Raw genomic sequence first — 18,761 nt, 5'->3', positions numbered from 1 at the left:
GATACGGAGACTATAAAATTTCTAATTTAAAAAATTCCATGGTCAACCATTTTTCCGCAGTCATATTCACCACATAACCTAGACTGACCGTTGATGTCTCCGTAACCTCAAACTCAAAACTAACATCTCCTCCTGTCATCTTAACACTACCTAATCTAGTGCTCGAATTTATATTATCATAATCGGAAAGCTGATTGCCTTTATTAGCGATTAGATACCCAGGGATGTCTCCATTCCAGGCTTCCTCAGTTACTCTTGTAGCGAATCTATATCTCCCTGCTGGTAGTAATATGCGCTGATGAATTTTCCCATTAATAATATTTGCGGCTCCCCATCCAGCTTCAAGTTTAGCGACACCACCTCCATCATATGCGTACCCACCGACCATAATATTACCAAAACTATGGTTCTTAGCCGCATCGTTTGTTTCCCAATCCAACAAAGTTCCCCATCGATTTCCATCAAAATCGGAAGGGTAAAAAGGTTTTTTATAGTTTTTGAGGTATACTTCCGACACATCTCCTATGACACGAAAGGCAATATATTTGTCATATACGAACGTATCAATCGAATTAGGCTCGGGGCGAAAAACCGTCGCATAATCAATTGTACTGCCCATTACATAATCCTTTAAAGCCACTGATGCATTGACATTAGTCGTAACAATGACTGTATCTACTTGCCGATCATTAACATTTCTATATTTTAATCGGACACCATGAAAGCCCATGTCTTTGGATACATCTTGAAAAGTAACATTGAATTTACCCTCGTTATCAAACGCGTAATCCAAGATCGCTCTTTGGAACATACCCTCTCTAAAACGATCGCCATAAACATTACCAACAAGATAAGTGGGTACCGAACTATGACCTTTGTCATCGTAACTTCGGATCTCAAAATTAATGGTTCCTTCTGGCAAGTTTTTGATCACATGCTTCAGTGTATCGATATTCTCGGTCAACGCTACAGGGACAACTATCGAGTCCCTTCGGTTATTCCAAAAAACGCGATAACTTGTCATCCCTCTGTTTACTCTAACTAATCCATGGACCATGACTTGATTTTTGCCCGATAGTATCTGTAAAGAATCTATTTTCGTTGGATAAACAATTTCACCATCTTCAACGTACCGCTTATATTCATCCATCTTGGAACAAGATGAGAAAATCACACTACTTAGTAGTATAATGATATATAATAGATTATTCGTTTTCATAATATATTGATTAATATACACCCCAAATTTGAATTTGCCGTATTTGCATGAAATAACTGCCCTGCCAATTACGTAAATTTCTTATCCTTAAATATTTATACTTTAATGCATCTTCGGGCATATCAAATGACCATCCAATAGTACCTGCAGCTTCATCAGCAGCTGTAGATGTTCCCACCGGTGTACCGGAGGGCTTTACAACCAAACAAGATGCTAACTTGGTCCAGCTATCCCATGATCCGTCTTGTGTGTATTCGTTGCTTGCCCAAATTTCAAATTCTCTTAGGTTCCCTTTATCATAGAAGCCATTTTCGCGGCGCGGAAACACGACAACACGACTTATTTTAGCTTCTTTACCGATTGAAAACGTCAGCGAAGTCGGTGAACTGGCGATATCCTGTGTATAAAGACTTGGCCACTTTCCGATACTCAAATTCCCATCCCAAAGCATAGGAAGATTGGTATCGAATCTGAAGTCAGCATCATTTGGAAGCCGTATTGCTTGAAACAGATTTCTATCCAACAAATTTTCTTCCAATGGTGTTACAGATGCAAACAAGGTGTCGGAAGTATTCAACCAACGATCCCTGACATAAAATGCGAATTTCATTTCCTCGGATTTTAGCCCCCGAACATTGTAGTTGATCAGCGAATCTTCTGTGTAATATGAATCCAATTGCACGTACTCTCCGGTTCCTAAGGAATCTACCATTGGAACAACAACCACGCTCCCTTTCAACGTATTTAATGACCGAATCCGAACGCCACCAAAGCTGGAGGTTACCTGAATCTGATCGAAGACAAGATTAAAAATAGGTTCTTTAGGTTGGACGGTCACATCTGTCGCGACAGAACTCACCTCACTCTTGTTTACCGCATACAATTTAATCTGATACGGATCGGTATTTGCGAAACCATCTACAGTTAATTCGTTTGAATATTGTGAAGATTTGATCACACGCATCTGGCCATTTGGCAATGGATATTCTGCCTTTACATATAACAAGTCATCATCGCCTGGCAATGTGTACCGCAAAATGGCTTTACCATGATCATTGGTAACCTGTATGTTGGTCACTGGTCCCGGCGGAACTGTGTTACCTTCTACAATACCGTTAAAATGATCGTCCTTACAGCTTCCTAGGCTTAATAAGCCAACAAGCCAATAAAAAAGGAAATATTTTTTGTTTGAAATCATTGTACTCATCTCTAAATAATTTAAATTTACCATCCTGGATTCTGAACCAGATTGGGGTTTACTAACAAATTAGACTCTTTGATTGGCCAGAAATAATCCCGGGGCGCAATAAATCGCTGTCTGAAAAACGTATTTATCGTATAAAACAATTGTGGATAATCTTTATCTTGGTTTCTATCCCATCCTGTAATATTTTTATTTAATTCTTGTGCGGCCAATTTCCAACGACGTAAATCCCAAAAACGAGAGCCCTCAAAACACATCTCTATATTACGTTCGCGCTGGATAATCTCACGCAATCCTTCTTTCGTATTTGGTTTGTTCGGATTCAACGAATAATCAGACCACGATTCCTGTACCCCTTTTAAATTGGCTCTCTTCCTCACTAAGTCCAAGTATTCATAGACCTCTGCTGATGGGCCCGCACTTTCATTCAGTGCTTCCGCATACATTAAATACAGATCTGCCAAACGTATCATTGGAAAAGGATATTCTTCGATATGACTGCTATTTCCGTCTCTAAATGCAAATTGCCAATTCACCAATTTTTTCGGATAATAGGTGGTTATCGTCACTAAGGAAGAGCTTCCCAATTGTCCTAATTTAAACATGCCTTTAAACGTATCCTCATCACTTCGGCTAGGTGTATTTTCCATAAACCAAATACCCCCATCGAATCCGACTGACGCATAAAATCTATTTTCACGATCAAAATGCAGTCGAGCCGTCGGATAATTTGGTATAAGATTATAGCGCTCATCATTTGTCCCATTTCTGAGTTGAGTTATATTCGAAAAATCCAATGTCTTGTCTTCGTATATCGGCACACCATTTTTGGTATAAAACTGTTCAATAATTTTTATGGTGGGCGCCATAGTACCGTGCACACTGTTGTTACCTGCCCTATTCGGATCTATCTGGGCCATAGCAGAATATTGCATCTGCCATGTACGTGAATTAGGATTTCCCCAAATAATTTCAGAATTCCACGCTTCTGTAACTGCATTTCGAATACTCATCTGAATTTGTGTGGTTTCGGATATCGGGAAAGTCGTTCCCGGAAATTCGTATAATTTAACACCCAAACTATGTGCTATGTCAATAGCCTCTTTGGCTGCTTCAGCTGCTTTTGTCCATTTAGTATTGTCATAAGTTGGATTAAATAATGCCACCCCTTCCTTATCTCTAAAAGTAGTATAATCCGGGTTTCCGTTAAACAAAGGACTAGCGGCATACAGCAAAACTTTAGCTTTGATGGCCATCGCGATAGGCTTTGTAATTCTCCCCAAATCAGTTACCGGTGCAGATACAGCCTGAGGCAGCTTTTCAATAGCGTTATCCAAGAGTGTTACGATAAAATCTACTACCTCGTCCACAGGAGCACGCTTAACCTGTGTTTCTTCAATAGGTGTATTTACAGGTTGACTTGCATCTGTTATAGGAATGGGACCGTAATGACGTAGCAAGATAAAATGATAGTAAGCTTTAAGAAATTCCACTTCTCCAATCCAACTCTGTCTTTCATCGATTGAAAGATCCAACACCTTATTTTCATCCGTCACATTTTCCAGGAAAATATTGCAGTCCCTTATCGCCTGAAACATGGATTTAGCACCAAAATTACCGTCCCAATAATTTACATAAGGATCCGTAACGCGTTGGTTGCCGCGTGCTATATTCCAATTCGTAGTCGTGATACTGACGGACGGAAAGTCGTACCAAAATTCGTCTCCCCCCATATAAGCCACATTTTGAGTAGGTTCTCCGTCATTCGGAAGATATGAATAACAAGTAGCCAAATACTTGAGGGCTTCGCTTCGCCGGGTGAATGCATTATCAACAGTAGGTAAGTTATCCGGCGTTACATCCAAAAAATTACAAGACGACAAACTCAAAATCGAAGCTGATAATACAATTTGTAAAATATTTTTAATTTTCATGATTTTCTATAATTAAAAACCAACATTAATTCCAACATTATAAACGGCCTGAATTGGATATCCCAATCCATTGCCTCCCATTTCTGTATCCCACAGCTTAAATTTGCTCCATGCAAAAAGATTCATACCATTTAAATACAGACGTAGGTTAGATACTCTGAATCGTTGCGATAATGCAGTCGGCATATTATATCCTAGTTCTACAGATTTCAACCGGAGAAATGCTCCGTCACGCATCCACCAGCTGGACCGCTGATTATTGTTATTGTTAAATCCATCTGTCAACCTTGGCCAGAATGCATGCAAATTTTGATTATCTTCAGACCAATAGTCATCAGCAATTACCTCCAGCAATCCATTTTGAAATCCGCCATTTAGTGCAAATGGCGTAACATTCCCTGGGTCAATGAAAAATGATGATCTTGCTGAGCCTTGGAAAAATGCACTGGCATCAAAATTTTTGTACCCTACAGAAAAACCTAAGCCATAAATAATCTCCGGATCTGTTGGATATCCAAGCGGTACCTTATCCAAATCTGTTATTCTTCCATCGCCATTGATATCCCTGTATTTAATGTCACCACCCATCGTCGGAATCAGACCTCCGAAATTCTGCTCTGGAGAATTATTAGCTTCGATATCATCCACAAATAACCGTTCCGCAATCAAACCATATTCCTGTCTCATCGGACGTCCTACTTGAGTTAGATGTTTCAAATCTGCAGGATAGTTCGGCTCTTCGTTGACCAACACTTTATTTGTAGCATACGTCATATTTGCACGAAACTGCGTCCATAGTGAGTTGCTGTATGATTTATTGTAATCAAATGAAATATCAAATCCTCTATTTTCAGCTTCGCCCAGATTTGCCTGAATACTTGACTGGAAGCCCATTGAGCTTGGAAGAGTTGAACGATATGTTAAAATTTGACTTCTTTTGGAATGATAGTAGTCAAAGATCACATTAAGCCCATTGACCAAAGTCAAATCAAATCCCGCATCAAATGTCGTTGCTTTTTCCCACGTAATTTGATCATTGGCATACCTATATATTCCATAACCGGGACGAGAAAAATCCCATCGGTTACCCCATGAAAAACCTCTTCCTCCATCATTTGGATTTACATTTGATAGGTAAAAAAATCTATCATACCATTCTCCGATTTGATCATTACCGATTACCCCGTAAGTAGCTCTTAATTTCAATCGACTGATAACTGGTAGCATAAACTCAAATGGCTTCTCCTCATGAACATTCCAACCTACACCAAATGAAGGAAAGAAGCCAAAACGATTATTTTCTGCAAAACGTTCAGACCCGTTGTAACCAAAGTTTCCTTCAAACAGATATTTATCTTTAAAAGAATAGGTTAAACGGCCTGATACCCCTAGGTTTCTAGCAGGCAGCGCGGTCTGCAAGTCGCCCCCATCGGCCGTTACATAGTTACGGATAATACCAATAGCCATGCCCGTTACTTCATGATCGGCACCAAAACGCCTATTGTAATTTAATGCTAACTCTCCATATGTTGTCGTATTTTGTCTTCTCCGGCCCGCATCATAACTTAGGTATTCGGTACCCCCATCCGGATTCAATGGGTTCAAAATGCTTTGATTAGCCGCTGGGATATAAATCAAATTGTAGTAAAACGGATTGAAGGAGCGTGCTACATCGAAATAAGAATAACGTTGTGTATAAGCCATTAATCTTCCCGATAATCCTTCCGTAATGAAATCAAACTTCTGTTTTACTTCCAATTGTACATTTACCGTGGAGGTATTATATTCTTGATAACCGGAAACCATTCTTGCATACGGGTTATTGTACAATGTATTGGTTTGCCGTACCAAGGCGTTACCAAACAACGGATGCGTTGTAAATGGAGCATAAGAACCTGGATAGACGGCTGGAAACATAACCGGGTTGGACCACATCGCTTCCTTAAATACACGTTGACCACCGTTAATCATATTACCCCACTCATCATAACCACCTATTGGCCCTCTATAATCATCAAACTGTGCATAGGTCCGAATAAATGCCTCTGTAATAGGCGTAATATTTAAAGAGATATTGGAGCGAACAGAATAATTTTTAAGTTGAATATTATTATCGAATTTATTGGTATTCTCTGATTTTAGATTTCCATTATCGATGTTCATGGTACCGGCAACATAATACTGTGCTAAATTTCCACCGCCGGTAACGTTAAAATTCAAACGTTGGTTATTTGTATAATCCTTAATCAATTGATCCATCCAGTTATTGCTGGGATATAAATAAGGATCATCCCCGTTGCGCGTATGGTCGATCTTGTTTTGATCGTAAGGTAATGCAGCTTTTGGATTACGGGTCAATACGGCCTCATTCGCCATTTGCATATACGTGATATTGTCTGCAAACTTGAAATTTCGTGTATTTGTCGACAAAGAGTTTTCAAAACGAACGTTAAATTTCGCTTTTCCTATGAGACCGTTTTTCGTCGTGACCAAGACCACACCGTTTGCTCCACGCGCACCATAAAGTGCTGAAGCGGCTGCATCCTTCAATACAGAAAACCCAGAAATATCATCTGGTTGCAAACGGGCCAAATCTGTGGCAGTAGATTCCATACCATCGATCAAGATCAGTGGATCTTTTTTTCCCGCACCAAAGCTACCTACTCCCCTAATAAAGAAGGAAGCATTATCCGCACCCGGCTCACCGCTACGTTGATAGGCTATCATACCCGATACCCTACCAGCCAACATATTTGTTAGATTCGAAGTCGGCCCTTTCAGTTCTTTTGGGTTTACAGTCGTAATAGAGGCTACCATACTGCTCTTTCTTTGGCTACCATACGCCACAACTGCTACCTCTTCAATTTCAGACTCGGCTGAAACCATCTGTACAACGAGATCGCTTCGTCCTTCAACAACAATCTCTTTCCGATGGTAACTGATCAACGAAAATTCTAACGCAGAGTTATCTTTAAAACCTCTCATAACGAATCTTCCGTTATTATCCGTACTTGTTGCTTCTCTCGTACCTTTAATCAATACGGAAACATTTGCCAACGGTTGCTGGCTGACACTATCCAATACGATTCCCTTCAGGTCAAAGGAATCTTGAGCCCACAATGAAGGCAAAAGGAGGAAAGTGCCTAGCAAGAATAACAGCACGTGCCGAATTCTCCTCGCAAAAAAATAAAAATGACACATAGATTTTTTTTTTGGTTTTTTAAAAGGTTACCGGATTTAGATAACAATGTTTATAATATGTATCGTATAAAATTAAATAATCATATACTATTCTATACTATACTATAATCAAATATAAAGCAAATACATTTACTGCGCAAATTATTTGTAAAAAAAATTATAAAAGTATAAATACCTAATATCAAGCGATTCCTAATGGAGAAAAGACAATGTACACACACACCATGAGCACGATCAATATCAGGTACCAATACCACCTATTAGCCCATGGTTTGATATCCACTTTATTATCCATTATCAATACATAACTTTGTTCCATCGGCTTAATCCGACCGATTAAAAACATCAGAAGCGTGGTAACCAGAAAGATTATAGCGAGTGCATGTAAAAAATGAATATCCAGGTCAAGTATAAATTGGCTCAACACATAACAGATTATAAAAAAGATCACGGCAATTTTGGCTGCAAGGGCGGGAATCCGTGTTTTAAAAAAGCCAATAAAAATAATGGTAAAGATGGGCACACTAAAGATTCCGCTAACTTTCTGAATATAGAAGTAAAAGCCTTTTTCAGAAAAGAGTATAAAAGGTGCGATGCACATAGCCAATAATGCCACGCAGATCTGAAAGAGCTTACCCGCTCTTAAGATCTCTTTTTCATCTACACTACCTTTTCTTTTTAGCGTGTACGGTCTGAAAATATTAAACACAAACAAGGAGCTTGCGCCATTTAACCCGGCATTGAATGTATTTAAGGCGGCACCAAATAACACCGCTGCAGTTAACCCAGCCATGACAGCTGGCAACACATCTTTTGCCAATGTCGGGAACACGGCACTTGAATTAGGCAAATCAGTATATAAGTGTACAGCAATAAGCCCCGGAATATTGATGAGAAGCGGTGACAGCAATTTCGCTCCACAAGTCAATGCGATACCTTTCTGACTGTCCTGAAGACTCTTTCCAGCCAGAATCTGTTGTACAATATATTGCTCCATTCCCCAATAATAAAGATTGACGATAATCATTCCCGTAAATAATGTAGAAAATGGAATGGCATCATCCGGGCCTCCAATCGCATTTAAATGGGCTGCCTTCTCATGCAAAAGTATATGCACCCCAGACATAAACGAACCTTCTCCCAGGTATTTTAACCCATAATAAGGAAGGACAATCATCAGCACGAAAAGTCCCGATGTAAGTATGATATCTGAAATATTGATGGCGCGCAACCCGCCGAGCACACTATATATTAATCCAATCAATCCAATAAACCATACGGTGAGCCATAAGCCTTCCCAGTGTCCGATCTGCAACCGCTCCGAAATATGAAACAAACTATTGAATGCTACAGCACCTCCATACAACACAGTGGGTAGCAGGCTGAGAATGTAACTGAACAAAAAAACAATGGAAACCAGATTTTTGGTCCCAGCATCATACCGCTTCTCCAAAAAATCAGGAATGGTACTGATGCCGGTCTTCAGGTAAATGGGAACAAAATATTCCGATACGATCAACATTGCAAAAACAGAAGTAACGCCCCATCCGATTACTGACATGTTGTTGATAAAAACGGATTCGTTTTCTCCAATAAACTGATTGGCGGAGATATTACTGAAATAAAGAGAGGCTCCCACGAGAAGAAATCCGTTTGACCTGTTCGCTAGAAAAAAGCCCGAAACCGTATTCTTGCTCCTATTTTTTACGGCTTTTACGGTAGAAAAGACAACGGCAAAAACGATCAGGCCCGCAAATGTAAAAAACGAAACATTATCCATGTGACGTTAAAGAGAATTACGCTTAAACAGTTTACTGGGCATAATATGTTGGATAGGCTTCCGATCGAGTACATACGCGGCGGCTAGTCTGCCCATTTCGGCAAAGTCAATGGAAAATGTGGTTATTCCATTAAATATAATTTCTTTGACGCTATCGTCATTATGGGACAGTATGCCTAGTTCCTTGCCCAGTTTCAGGTTTTTCACTTTGATGTCTTTTAACATCTCCCACAACTCCAAATTATGGATCGTGAAATACACTTTGTTAGGCTCGATACTATCTTTTTCATATTCGCCCCGGATAACCCCCTTTATATTATAATCAGATACAAACTGCCTGAACGAATCTAATACTTCGCTAGGTTCGGCAGAATTATATTTAAAAAAGAAAACAAATTCGTCGAATTTCTTGATCTCATCTGCCAAAGCAGAAAACGCTTCATACGAAGATTTTCTAAACTCCTGCGCAATATAAGAATAGGAGGCATCGAGTTCGACATAGCGATCCACAATCAATGTTTTTTGGCTTGGCAGCTCTTCCAAAAGTTCCCGTGTATTTGGCCCAGCTATAGGTGCTATGACATACATTCCATATTTGGACTTCACATCCTGTATTGTATTTTGAAAAACCCGATAATTGTTATGATGGAAGAAGACGTCCACTTGTATACCTGGCCCCAAGCTTTTTCTGAAACATTCATAAAATGTTTCTTGAAACGTATCAAACGCATAGAGAACAAGGCACACCTTCAATTTTTGGCGAACTTCGTCCTGTGCTATAAAATAGCCTAATCTGTTGGTAGATTCAACAATTCCTCTTTCAATTAATTCCTGGTAAGAGTTCACGATAGTCTGTCTGGCGAAACCTAAAGCCTTAATCATTTCATTTACGGAGGGCAATTTATCTCCCACTTCCAACATCCTTAATTCTATTGCACTCGTTATTCCATCTACGATCTGATCCTTTTTTGATCTGTTTGCAGTACCAATTTTTATAATCTCATTAAAGAGATCGTTCTTATCTATTCCCATTTGTAACGACTAATTCTATACTTTGCAAGGTGGCTATTTCATGCATTTTTTGCTAAATATAGAATAGAATATAATAGAAACAAAAAAAACTCGAATAAGATTTTTAAATTTTCATGGCCTTCTGACGTATAAAATATAAGAAAAAGGTCTTGAAGCGGGGAGCTTCAAGACCTTAACTAACCAATTATTAACCTAAATTATGAAGCTCAAAGATACTAACAATGCGTATTTCTTACAAGCTAAACCGTTTTGTTTAACAAATATTAACACTACAAAAGCTCTCCACATTCATTATTATTATCTTAAATTACAGCTTCAGGCATCATCCATATATTTTTTGATTTTTAAATCGTTTCATTTTATTTTCATATTCGGTATTTAGATTTGGCATAACAAAAAAATTAAATACTATGAAACCATCATCATTTATCTAAACCACAGCGTGGGATAAATAAATCTGATAGTTTCATCACCATTAAAAACAATTTATAAAGATGAAAAAGATGATAATTTTCGCTTTCTCAGTGATGACATTCACTGTAGCGACAGCACAACAAAAAGTAGAGACAGTCATCAAGACTGATGCACAAAAACACCTAAAAGCTGACGGTGGTAATATGGAAGGCAAGTATACGAGCCAAACAAATGCAAAGGTTCATCCAGGAGAAATTCAGTCGAAGGTAGAACAAAAGAAGACAGCGGTTCTTCAAAAAGTAACGGAAACGAAAAAATCACTATTACAGCAAGTTCCTACTTCTGAGGCAACGGGAGTTGTAGATCAAACCTTGCATGCCGAGGTGAATGGGCAAACGGTAACCACATCATTGCAGGCGGGCATAGCTAGCGAAACAGGAAATAACATCGGGAACAACATTGGATCCGTGCTATCTCAACCCAACACAGCAATTGATGGCATCGGTACAACCACTTCTAATGCAATAAAGGCAGTTTCGACTATACATTCAAATGTGAAGACCGATATTAAAGTAGCGCCAATCAAGGTAAATACATCGATTACATCAGGACTCGGTCTTAGACTTTAAACTAAAAACATGATTTAACTTACTTTGATATGCAATGTAGGTTTGCATATCAAAGTAAGTTACGGATAGTATTTTTTCTATTAGTTTTATGAATGCAAATCATTTTATCTAAATTTGAGTTTGCCTAAGTAGGCTGTATAGATGGATTTCAAAAATCTAAAAACGAGTCATTGCGAGAAGAAAGAATGACGATGTTATTACTTTTTCAGGAAGCCTCACGAGGTTCACTTAATGCGAGCAAGAAGCACAAAAATGAAATATTTGTTTCTGATAGGATTAGGGTTATTGGTTTCGCATCGTATTTATGCAGCTCCAATAACACGGGAGGAAAACCTGACATTCCTCCTCGAACAGGATACTACGGGTAAGTCTTCGCGTGTGCAGGAAACGGTGGTTCAGAAAAAAGAAAAATCGGGAGACGACAAGACGCAAACAGTAAGTGCAGTAATAAAAAAAGTTCCAAAAGCTAAAAATCAAGCCGTTCCCAAAACAATAGGAGTAACGTCAATTCAGATCAACACACCAAAGGTAGTACCTGTAAAAGTGAATACGCAGGTTAAAATTAAACTTTAACACCATGAAAAACTTGATAATGGGTCTGATGCTGGTATGGATATCGGTCCCGGTTCGGCCTTTGGCACAGTCCGACAGTACTGCTGTCGTGCTTAAAAAGACGACCCTCACGTTATCTTCGGTGGTAAGCTCCAACGCAAATTACTACGGACAGACCGCCCAGGAAGCCTTGCCTTTTGGTTACCTCGACTTCCGGCTCCGTATGCCCTCAGGATGGTATGCGTCTTCCGGAGGCTATCAATTACTCACAGAAGACAATTTCCCTTCAGAATTACATCTTGGTACAGGTTTCGAATTTGATATCACACCGAATATAGCGCTTGACTTGAATTATACGAGGTCTTTTTACGCCAAAGATTCTCCCATATTACAGGCATCAAATCCCAACAGTGCCAGTGCTTCAATTGAATTTACGCATTACTTTAAAACCGGACTGACCGGTGATTTTAATTTTGGTAAATCCGAAGACATATTCCTATCCTTAACAAATTCAAAAGACATCCAACTCGCCCAATGGGGTTCCAATCTGCTTCATCTTAATCCCGGTATAAATATTGTCGCAGGAACGCAAAGATTCTATGTTACCTATATGGAGGAAACCTCCCGTCGTTTATTAGGAGGTCTACTGCCTATCCCGTTACCCGGCAACGGTGAAACAGTTGAAACAACCACCGTATCCGAAGATTTTAATCTATTATCCTACAATTTTAATCTCCCTCTTGTATTTTACCGCGGGAAAAGCGCTTTAATGCTCTCCTACCAGCTTTCGCTATTGAGTAAAAAGACGGGACAGGAAAGAAGCCAGAATTCATTTCTTTCATTAGGATATTTTTATCAATTTTAAAGGATAGATAGCATACGCCCATGAAAATCCTGTTGATCGATGATGAAAATGAGTTATGTGATGAGATAGTGCTCTTTTTGGAACGTTACCAATACGAATGCCACAACGTGGGCACCAAACAGGAAGCACTTTCTATTCTGATGAATAAGCACTATGATTTTGTATTGTTGGATCTTGGTCTCCCGGATGGAAATGGCCTGGATATATTGAAGAATATTAAAGAAAACCTTCCGGACACCCTTGTCGTTATACTCTCCGCAAAAGGAGATATCGAACACCGTATAAACGGTCTGGAGCAAGGAGCCGACGACTATCTTCCTAAGCCATTTTCATTGGCCGAACTCCATGCCCGCATACAGGCTATTATACGTAGAAAATATGGCACACAGGGGCAAAACATCAAGGTCGGAGATTTTGAAGTAAACTTACAAAACCGCACTGTAGATTACAGGGGCATCCAGATCACACTCTATAAAAAAGAATTTGACATCTTATCGTATCTACTACTCAACAAGAACAGACCATTAAGCCGAACACAGCTTTATGAATATGTATGGGGCGACCTCAGCCTTTCTGAGGGTGACTCCAACTATATAGATGTACACATCAAAAATATCCGCAAGAAACTATCCGCTTATGCGAAAGTGGATTGGCTAGAATCGGTAAGGGGAATTGGATACAAAGTAAATGTCATAAAGTGAAGTTAAACCATAAACTAACCCTGTATTTTACATTGTCCAAACTGATTATTTTTGGCGTATTTGTCAGTTCACTCCCTTCGTTGTTTGACTGGTATTCCGTCTATACAATCGATAAATTTTTGCAGATCCAGCGGGAGAAGGTTTTTCAGGATATCAAAGAAAATGGGTTGGATTTCTATCTCGAAGGGCAGGATAGTTACGGAAGTTACACTATGCTTAAAGAAGATTACGTGTCGATCCAAAAAGTACCGCCCGAAGCCTGGATCGATTCAAGTGAAATAGATGACCAGATACGCATCATTGGTAGTGATACGATTCCGTACCGGATTCTTAAAAACGTATTTACCTCGAAAGAGGATTATTACCTATTAGAAATCGGGAGATCCCAACAAACCATAAACCTCTATAGTGATCTCCTGCAGCAAGTGAGTTTATTTTTTCTAATCGTCCTTACGCTTATAACGTTGCTGTTGGATTTCTTTTATCTGAGGAAACTATTAAAACCATTCAGGTCTATTGTAGCGAAAAGACTGATCAATCAAAAGTTTCCCTTTAACATCAATTTCGTCCCCATTAAAACTACCACCAGGGACTTTCGATTTCTGGACGATTCGCTACAGGAACTCATGGTCAACGTTAATAGCGCCTTTAAGCGAGAGCGTGAATTTACAGCAAATGCATCACACGAACTGCTTACTCCTGTCAGCATTCTTAAAAATAAGATCGAAAACATGACTATGGACGACAATCTTCTACCAGAACAGTTGGATAGACTCATGGATATGTCGAGAACATTAGATCGACTGGGAAAGATAATCAAGGCATTATTATTTTTGGCCCGGATAGATGGGGGGCAATATAAAAAAGAGGATGAGTTCCATCCAAAAGCTATATTATATAACGTATTTGAAGAGCTTACGCCGATGTTGGAGGAAATGGATATACGATACACCATTCGGGTGAACGTGGATATTGTTTTCAAACATATGAACAAGGAGCTCTTCTTTCATATGTTGTATAACATAGTGTCAAATGCAATACGCTATAACGTGCAGCATGGTCAAATCATAATCCACGATGAATACAAAGATGGATATTACTGTCTGCATATCAAGGATACAGGCATAGGAATTACGCCAGCCCGACTACCCTCTTTATTCAACAGGTTTTCGAGTAAAGGTGGTACCGGACGCTACGGCTTAGGTTTATCCATTGTTAAAAGTATTGCCGATGCCTTTGACATTGAGATCACTGTCGATTCTACACCCGGAACCGGCACAACCTATAGCCTTACTTTTAACAAGAAAACGTTTTTAATGCCTTAATATAGGCATTAAAAACGTTATTACTATACTATACCTTATAATATTGTTCCCATCCTTTTGCAGGAGGAGGTCCTATTAACAGCGCATTCGCAAATTTATCGTTTACAATCTCTTTTTTAATCGGATCAAACACAATTTTTGTGTTGAGTTTTTGGGTGATCACACCAAGACAGAAAACCTGACTTAACGGACCAGCTATATCAAATGGAGATCTCGTTTTTTCCTCCCCTTTGCTGGCTTTCAAGAAATTGGCGAAATGGTTAGAAGGTGAAGCAGGTACGGTCGGCAACTTAGCTGCGATCTCTTGTGCTTTCCCTTCCGGAATAATCTGCAACGTACTTCCGTGCGATCCACCTTTAAACGTCAGATTTTTTGAATAGATGATCTTACCCGGATTCAATTTAGCGGGTTCCAATTTACCTGTGCTCGGTGGTGGAATGTTCGGGTCCAGACCTGAGACGCCATACCCCTCCGGTATTGGCGGAAGATTATCGAGTCCATCATACCAATTAATATCGACAGCACCTCTATTCTTCTTCTTCGGGAAATGAAATTTAAGTGTGGAAGACATCGGAAAAAAGAAGGAATTATGCCCTTCTAACATCACGGCATCTACCTCCGTGGGGAGTCCCAAATCTAAGAATTCGTGCGCCGTATCCAATAGATGGGCACCCCAATCTCCTAGTGCCCCCATTCCAAAGTCAAACCAGCATCGCCATTGTCCGTTGACAAAATCTTTATTGTAGTCATGACCCAAAGTCTGCATTTGCCATAATTCCCAATCCAGTGTCTGTGGAATGGTCTGTGCTTTAGGGAAACTTTTTATGGTAGGATCCCAACCATGCCATCTCCGTGGCATATTCATATGGGCATCGATACGGTGAACATCTTTGATAATCCCCGCGTCCTTCCAGGCCTTGAACTGGAAATAATTTGCTTCGGAATGCCCCTGATTTCCCATCTGGGTTACTACCTTCGGAAATTTTTTGGCCTTTTCCATCATCAACTCTACCTCCCAAAACGTGCGCGCCATTGGCTTTTCTACATACACATGTTTGCCCATATCTATAGCCATCATGGTAGCCGCGAAGTGTGCAAAATCTGGTGTACCTATAGAAACCGCGTCGATCTGCGTATCCATCTGTTCCAACATCTTTCGGAAGTCCGTGAAACGGGGCGCATCCGGAAACATCTTCATGATCTCGGCAGTATGTGGCGCTCCTAAATCCACATCACACAAGGCCACGATATTACACAACCCTGTTTTGTATAGATCCTTAATGATTTCTGCGGCTCTATTTCCGATTCCAATGCAGGCCAAATTGACCCGCTCATTGGGTTTGGCAAGGACTACATTTCCAAGCACACTGTTAGATAAAAGTACTGCACCTCCAGCAATAGTGGTTTTTTTAAGAAAACTTCTTCTTGAGAAATAATGATTTGTCATATCAATTACGTTTAGTTGTTCGGTTTAAAAATTAATACGATTTGATTTTTATATTCCGAAAGGAAACCGAATCTCCATGATCCTGAAGTAAAATATGTCCTTGTTTTGCTTCTCCAAAGTTTTCCCAATCTTTATACTTACTCGTCGCAACAATATCTTTGAATGATTGTGACCCTCTTTCATAGGTTAGCATTTTTATACCGTTAAGATAGTGTGTTACCTGATTGTCTGGCGTAACCACCACACGACCGCGATTCCATTGGCCTATTGGTCTACGTGCGCGGCCATCTTTATTCGACGTAATCAGATCATATAGCGACGCCAATGTGCGGTTACCATTCTTACCCATCTTTGCATCGGGGTGCAAGGCATCATCCAACACCTGGAATTCTAAACCAATTGCTGATCCATGTGTTTTTTCCTTTAACGTAACAAAATACTTAACACCGCTATTTGCTCCTGGAGTAAGCTTAAATTCAAACGAAAGATCAAAAGCTGCATATTGATCTTGGGTAATGATGTCACCACCATTTGTAGATTCGCCACCATCGGATTTCAACACATTAACTTGACCATTTTTGACCTCCCAACCTTTACCAGGCAATTCTCCCGTACGTGCACTTTTCCAGCCTTTAAAATCCTGTCCATTAAACAACAGTTTATACCCAGCCTTTTGTTCCGCCGCAGAAAGATTGTTGGGTGCCAAATTTACAATATGTACATCTGTAGGGAAATCTTTCGATTTCAGATTGGTCGTCTGAATTTTGATGTTCTTAAAATACACTTTCTTTCCATCCAATTCATTTGGGATGCTATGTACTTGTAAACCGATGAAACCGGTAGGATCTAATGTATCGATTACATACGCAGTAGGTACACCATTTATCCAGGTCTTGAGTTCATTACCTATTGCTTCTATGCGCACGTGATTGTATTCCTCTTGCTTATAAGCTGTTTTTGCTTTCTCATTCAAATCCATTGGATACAACCATAGTCTGCGGGCTTCATCATAGATACCACCCGACCAAGCACGTGCAGTCGGATCTATTTCCATCTGTCTGCCGTATACCCTACCTTTACCGTTGTTGCCCGACGGATCAAAATGGCTACGGGTTTGGACACCAGAATTGGTACTATTGCCTTCCAGCTTTATATCCAGCTCAAGGATAAAATCTCCATATTCTTGCTCAGTAACGAGGAATGAATTGGGCGTTCCTTTCGTCATCGTTCCGACAATCACGCCGTCTACGACTTCATAAGGGGCATCTCCACCTAATTTTTTCCAACCTTTTAAACTCTTACCGTCAAATAGACTTTTCCAATTTTCTTTCTGATTTTCGTTGGCCTTTATCGTGCTACAAGACCAATAGGTAAGGCAGGCAGCAGACAATAGCGCCACTGCGGCAATTTTAGTAAACAGGTTTTTTTTCGCTTTTATCATAATATTTATTTTATACATCTTAATTAGTTTATTATATATGTCACACCGATCAAGGCCACAATCGGCTTACTTCACAATCCATTTATCTCTTCGTTTATCGTTTTTTAACGTTAGTTTATAGGCTTTAACCTCCTTTTGGCATGCTTAGCTAAAAAAGCAAGTGCAAGACCTTGGTTAGTGGCGCAATAAAACAGTTTATAGACCTAGACAATATTATCAATTATTTACGAAAACCTACGCTATATCAAGGTTATTTTTACGAAAACGTTTTAGCCAATTTTGGAAAGTTTGTTATTAAACAAATGTTATGGAGGGGTGTTGAAAAATGGTCCCAAAAAGTATCTTCATTGAACAGGTCACATATTTCCGAAGAGATTATTAGCTGGATGCAATTTTCAATAAACGCTGTCCTTCGGTGCTATAGCCTAACGTGAGCGCCGTTTGTATACCCTGCTCGCTCATTTTGGATAGCGTCTTTTGCAAAATAGCAATCATTTTTTCCTCGGATTGTTTAGCGATCAGTTCATCATACTGGTATTGGAGAAATAACAAACACAATGCATCTTCCATGGTCTGGACTTCAGCGTCTTTTTTTATCGCCTTTTTCTGTACGATTTCTTTTACACGCTTAATCGTCGTTTCATCATAGCCTATTGAAAGCAATATTTCTTCCGCCTTTTGTGCATGAAATTTGGCAAGGTCGCTACGCCAGGTGAGGTATCCGACACGCCCCTCCGGATAGCTATCCCGCGGAATCTCCCAACGACCGATATGCTGACAGCGCGAAGCCAACAGCAATGCTTCAGTCGCATCGGGGCGTAGTTCTTTAATCCATTCATGGAGCTTGATGGCGTAAAAATATTCAATCGGATAATCTTGTCCCGAATTACTGATATGAATGGGCGATTGACGATTGTACGCATCGAATAATGCGAAAGCCTGATCTATTTTTGTCATAAGTAAAGATAGTAATAAGAATGAATAACTAATTCTCCACTGAAACTTAGCAAAAAAAAT

The 18,761-nt window shown here is 39.7% G+C and carries 14 protein-coding genes; 5 read left to right on the top strand and 9 right to left on the bottom strand.

Annotated elements, in window-relative coordinates; translation table 11 throughout:
* Window positions 1-10 precede the first annotated feature (10 nt).
* From FAZ15_RS13860 to FAZ15_RS13835, 6 genes are all read right to left on the bottom strand, one after another.
* Window positions 11-1,219 (bottom strand): DUF4998 domain-containing protein, encoded by a 1,209-nt coding sequence (locus tag FAZ15_RS13860; RefSeq protein WP_136901912.1) that lies wholly within the window; start codon window positions 1,217-1,219, stop codon window positions 11-13.
* A gap of 10 nt (window positions 1,220-1,229) precedes the next feature.
* Window positions 1,230-2,426: a DUF5000 domain-containing lipoprotein gene (locus FAZ15_RS13855; RefSeq protein ID WP_162304942.1), complete on the bottom strand. Its 1,197-nt coding sequence runs from the start codon at window positions 2,424-2,426 to the stop codon at window positions 1,230-1,232.
* A 17-nt stretch (window positions 2,427-2,443) separates the two neighbouring features.
* A complete protein-coding gene (locus FAZ15_RS13850) occupies window positions 2,444-4,357 on the bottom strand; it encodes a RagB/SusD family nutrient uptake outer membrane protein (RefSeq protein WP_136901910.1) in 1,914 nt (637 codons plus the stop codon).
* A gap of 12 nt (window positions 4,358-4,369) precedes the next feature.
* Window positions 4,370-7,558, bottom strand: a complete 3,189-nt coding sequence (locus FAZ15_RS13845; RefSeq protein ID WP_136901909.1) for a SusC/RagA family TonB-linked outer membrane protein — start codon at window positions 7,556-7,558, stop codon at window positions 4,370-4,372.
* Window positions 7,559-7,739: 181 nt separating this feature from the next.
* Window positions 7,740-9,338, bottom strand: a complete 1,599-nt coding sequence (locus FAZ15_RS13840) for a solute:sodium symporter family transporter (RefSeq protein ID WP_136901908.1) — start codon at window positions 9,336-9,338, stop codon at window positions 7,740-7,742.
* Window positions 9,339-9,344: 6 nt separating this feature from the next.
* Window positions 9,345-10,370: a GntR family transcriptional regulator gene (locus FAZ15_RS13835; RefSeq protein ID WP_136901907.1), complete on the bottom strand. Its 1,026-nt coding sequence runs from the start codon at window positions 10,368-10,370 to the stop codon at window positions 9,345-9,347.
* Window positions 10,371-10,864: 494 nt separating this feature from the next.
* Here FAZ15_RS13835 and FAZ15_RS13830 point away from each other — a divergent pair, with 494 nt between their 5' ends.
* From FAZ15_RS13830 to FAZ15_RS13810, 5 genes are all read left to right on the top strand, one after another.
* Window positions 10,865-11,413: a hypothetical protein gene (locus tag FAZ15_RS13830; RefSeq protein ID WP_136901906.1), complete on the top strand. Its 549-nt coding sequence runs from the start codon at window positions 10,865-10,867 to the stop codon at window positions 11,411-11,413.
* Between the two features lie 252 nt (window positions 11,414-11,665).
* Window positions 11,666-11,986 carry a hypothetical protein gene (locus FAZ15_RS13825; protein WP_136901905.1) on the top strand — a complete coding sequence of 107 codons (321 nt, stop codon included), beginning with the start codon at window positions 11,666-11,668 and terminating at the stop codon, window positions 11,984-11,986.
* A gap of 4 nt (window positions 11,987-11,990) precedes the next feature.
* Window positions 11,991-12,830: a hypothetical protein gene (locus FAZ15_RS13820; protein WP_136901904.1), complete on the top strand. Its 840-nt coding sequence runs from the start codon at window positions 11,991-11,993 to the stop codon at window positions 12,828-12,830.
* Window positions 12,831-12,850: 20 nt separating this feature from the next.
* Entirely contained in the window at window positions 12,851-13,531 is a 681-nt protein-coding gene (locus FAZ15_RS13815) for a response regulator transcription factor (RefSeq protein WP_136901903.1), read from the top strand.
* Window positions 13,528-14,856, top strand: coding sequence for a sensor histidine kinase (locus tag FAZ15_RS13810; RefSeq protein ID WP_136901902.1), 1,329 nt, complete (start codon window positions 13,528-13,530; stop codon window positions 14,854-14,856). The genes FAZ15_RS13815 and FAZ15_RS13810 overlap by 4 nt, the downstream gene beginning before the upstream one ends.
* 28 nt (window positions 14,857-14,884) lie before the next feature.
* Here the strand turns inward: FAZ15_RS13810 and FAZ15_RS13805 are convergent, their stop codons facing one another.
* The 3 genes from FAZ15_RS13805 to FAZ15_RS13795 form a co-directional block, all read right to left on the bottom strand.
* Window positions 14,885-16,303 (bottom strand): Gfo/Idh/MocA family oxidoreductase, encoded by a 1,419-nt coding sequence (locus FAZ15_RS13805; RefSeq protein WP_136901901.1) that lies wholly within the window; start codon window positions 16,301-16,303, stop codon window positions 14,885-14,887.
* A 31-nt stretch (window positions 16,304-16,334) separates the two neighbouring features.
* Window positions 16,335-17,744 carry a 3-keto-disaccharide hydrolase gene (locus FAZ15_RS13800; RefSeq protein WP_136901900.1) on the bottom strand — a complete coding sequence of 470 codons (1,410 nt, stop codon included), beginning with the start codon at window positions 17,742-17,744 and terminating at the stop codon, window positions 16,335-16,337.
* Between the two features lie 378 nt (window positions 17,745-18,122).
* Window positions 18,123-18,701 carry a DUF4202 domain-containing protein gene (locus FAZ15_RS13795; RefSeq protein WP_136901899.1) on the bottom strand — a complete coding sequence of 193 codons (579 nt, stop codon included), beginning with the start codon at window positions 18,699-18,701 and terminating at the stop codon, window positions 18,123-18,125.
* Window positions 18,702-18,761 lie beyond the last annotated feature (60 nt).

The sequence above is a fragment of the Sphingobacterium olei genome (genome assembly GCF_005048855.1).
Lineage (GTDB): Bacteria > Bacteroidota > Bacteroidia > Sphingobacteriales > Sphingobacteriaceae > Sphingobacterium > Sphingobacterium olei.
Note: the sequence above shows the minus strand (reverse complement) of the source record. Positions and strands in the feature narration are given on the sequence as shown.

Excerpts from the sequence above, each read along its gene's own strand:
- FAZ15_RS13860 (WP_136901912.1), bottom strand. The coding sequence starts at position 1,219 with ATGAAAACGAATAATCTATTATATATCATTATACTACTAAGTAGTGTG.
- FAZ15_RS13855 (WP_162304942.1), bottom strand. The coding sequence starts at position 2,426 with ATGAGTACAATGATTTCAAACAAAAAATATTTCCTTTTTTATTGGCTT.
- FAZ15_RS13850 (WP_136901910.1), bottom strand. The coding sequence starts at position 4,357 with ATGAAAATTAAAAATATTTTACAAATTGTATTATCAGCTTCGATTTTG.
- FAZ15_RS13845 (WP_136901909.1), bottom strand. The coding sequence starts at position 7,558 with ATGTGTCATTTTTATTTTTTTGCGAGGAGAATTCGGCACGTGCTGTTA.
- FAZ15_RS13840 (WP_136901908.1), bottom strand. The coding sequence starts at position 9,338 with ATGGATAATGTTTCGTTTTTTACATTTGCGGGCCTGATCGTTTTTGCC.
- FAZ15_RS13835 (WP_136901907.1), bottom strand. The coding sequence starts at position 10,370 with ATGGGAATAGATAAGAACGATCTCTTTAATGAGATTATAAAAATTGGT.
- FAZ15_RS13830 (WP_136901906.1), top strand. The coding sequence starts at position 10,865 with ATGAAAAAGATGATAATTTTCGCTTTCTCAGTGATGACATTCACTGTA.
- FAZ15_RS13825 (WP_136901905.1), top strand. The coding sequence starts at position 11,666 with ATGAAATATTTGTTTCTGATAGGATTAGGGTTATTGGTTTCGCATCGT.
- FAZ15_RS13820 (WP_136901904.1), top strand. The coding sequence starts at position 11,991 with ATGAAAAACTTGATAATGGGTCTGATGCTGGTATGGATATCGGTCCCG.
- FAZ15_RS13815 (WP_136901903.1), top strand. The coding sequence starts at position 12,851 with ATGAAAATCCTGTTGATCGATGATGAAAATGAGTTATGTGATGAGATA.
- FAZ15_RS13805 (WP_136901901.1), bottom strand. The coding sequence starts at position 16,303 with ATGACAAATCATTATTTCTCAAGAAGAAGTTTTCTTAAAAAAACCACT.
- FAZ15_RS13800 (WP_136901900.1), bottom strand. The coding sequence starts at position 17,744 with ATGATAAAAGCGAAAAAAAACCTGTTTACTAAAATTGCCGCAGTGGCG.
- FAZ15_RS13795 (WP_136901899.1), bottom strand. The coding sequence starts at position 18,701 with ATGACAAAAATAGATCAGGCTTTCGCATTATTCGATGCGTACAATCGT.